Below are 2,193 nucleotides of genomic sequence, written 5' to 3' on the forward strand. Positions count from 1 at the left end.
ACATAACGTACCCCTAAAAGCTCTCCAATGCGAAATCCGGTCTCAGCTAATAAAAGAAGTAACAACTGATCCCTGCAATTTGTACATCCATCCAAAAGAACGATAATGTTTTTTCTCTCTATGGTTCTCCCTTTTGATGAAACTGCGTTCAAATATCCATCAAATGACCGGCACAGCTTGGTCTTTCTAACGCCTATAGCATTTGTATACGAAATTGTCTTATCCGAAAGAACCAGCAATGAGCCAAACTGTTCATATTCCATTTCAAGAAATTGATAAAAACCAAACACATCATGTAAATATGCATTGCAGGTCCCATTATCTGGAATTTTCCTTACTTCCCCGGAAATATGCTTTCCCCCTTTAACCCAATAGAGAAAGTTCTGAAAAAATTCCATTTGTGCACTATAAGTCATCTCATAAACATCCTCAAACTGTCTCCCCTGTTCTTTCAAATATCCCATAAAATAGGATAATGAAAACGCAATACGCTTTACTGTATTGGGGGAACGATTTGAAGTTGTCTTATGCTTCAAATATTTTGTTGGATATACACAGATACTGGCATCCTCTGTCCGGCGAATCAGAAAATAAACTTTTCCATCATATCTCACATTTCCAACCTCATAAGTCTTCAAATTTCGATCACCCCCTCTTTTACTATATCTACATTATACACACCTTTTCTTTTTCATGTCAATTATTATTGATATAGATTATTATATATTGATTTTCTTTTGCTTTAAATCTACACATTTAGCAAAAAAAATTTCCCATACTAATTATCTGATTGATTGTTCCATTCCCACATGATATAGTGAAAATGGAGGTTTTATTATGAACAGTCAATTTGATAAATCAGCATTTTCAATACTCCTCAAAAGAGCACTTGGAAACCGAACACAAAAAAGTTTTGCCGAAGATATTCAAATAAGCAAGGAGCACCTTTCCCGTTTAGTAACGCAAAAACGGGAGACTCCACCTACTATAGATACTTTAACCAAAATTGCCTTAAATTCACAAAACAGAGTATCTTTGCAAGAGTTACTTTCTGTTTGTGGCTATGATCCAAACACTATATCCGTTCCTGCTGCCATCAATCATATGATGGAGGCCGTTAAGCTTGCTTTATCACATATTCCATATGAATTTTCCGAGCATTTATGTGATAACACCAGCTTTTACCAAATGACTTCATGTTTTGCAAACGGTCCCATTCACCAGTGGTATTTTCATTTTCTTTCAGACAATGCTTTTGGAACTGTAGACCATGAACTTTCTAGCAATCTTTTAAGTTTAATATCAAAAGAAATGAAGTCTGACGATAAAATCAGCTTTGTCACTTCGATTCCTTTGTTATTTCAGTACTACATGGAACACCGGCCTCATAATTTAAACTTAAACCTTTCGTTCATTCTAATTAACGAACATACATTAACTGTTTCAAAAGAAATAGTGCTTCAAACTGCCAGTTCAATACCTTATGAAGTTTTAAACAACTATACATTTCCATCAAACCCGGAATAATTCCGGGTTTTTTACTGCATTGGCTCACAATTTTATAATGCTTAGCCTCTTAAAATGTAAAAAGTATGCATCTTCTATATTTCTGTAAATTTTCACACAAAAAACTCCTAGAATCCCAATTCTCTTCAGTAGCTATTTCGTTTGCTTTCAGTTGATGTTCCACCTTTGGTCCAGCAAGTAAGAGCATTCTGAACAATTCCGGAAGATGCTCTTTTCCCAACTTTTCCTCAAACTGCTGTATCCACTGCTCCTGAATTTTATTTGAAATACTTATCTTCCGGCAGTCAAATCCATAACCTTCTGGTGCTGTCATCTGCAATTCATCTGCCACTTTTTCATAAAAAATTGTCAAACTCATCGTTTCAATGAAAGCATCTACTGTTTCCTGTGTTATTTCTTTTACCGTTTTCATTTATAATCTCCTCCTATCAGATTAACAAGGTCCTCCTGCTGCACCATGAAAAGCTCCTGCCGGGTATTTCCATTTGCCCTTTACATAAACAGACTCGACCGGAAACTCTCCCGTAAGCAGACTTTGAATCGCTTCTTTATCACCATGATATACACATGAGTCCGCACTACCGATATAAGTTTCCAAATCGCAATGGTTATCCAGCGTAAATCCAAGAATTTTTTCGTCCTGGCATAAAAGAGCATATTCTTTCG

2 protein-coding genes and 2 pseudogenes are annotated in these 2,193 nt (G+C 35.8%); 1 reads left to right on the forward strand and 3 read right to left on the reverse strand.

Features of this window, described 5'->3' with window-relative positions; genetic code table 11:
• Window positions 1-638, reverse strand: a pseudogene (locus WMO25_RS17350) (tyrosine-type recombinase/integrase); the annotation flags it as partial.
• 199 nt (window positions 639-837) lie between these two features.
• On the opposite strand from WMO25_RS17350, the gene WMO25_RS17355 reads away from it, so the two are divergent.
• Entirely contained in the window at window positions 838-1,527 is a 690-nt protein-coding gene (locus tag WMO25_RS17355) for a helix-turn-helix domain-containing protein (RefSeq protein ID WP_144123989.1), read from the forward strand.
• 49 nt (window positions 1,528-1,576) lie between these two features.
• Here the strand turns inward: WMO25_RS17355 and WMO25_RS17360 are convergent, their stop codons facing one another.
• Window positions 1,577-1,939, reverse strand: coding sequence for a hypothetical protein (locus WMO25_RS17360; protein ID WP_144123991.1), 363 nt, complete (start codon window positions 1,937-1,939; stop codon window positions 1,577-1,579).
• Between the two features lie 21 nt (window positions 1,940-1,960).
• Window positions 1,961-2,193 (reverse strand): annotated as a pseudogene (locus WMO25_RS17365) (phosphoadenosine phosphosulfate reductase domain-containing protein); the annotation flags it as partial.

Source organism: Coprococcus intestinihominis (assembly GCF_040096555.1).
GTDB classification, from domain to species: domain Bacteria; phylum Bacillota; class Clostridia; order Lachnospirales; family Lachnospiraceae; genus Coprococcus_A; species Coprococcus_A intestinihominis.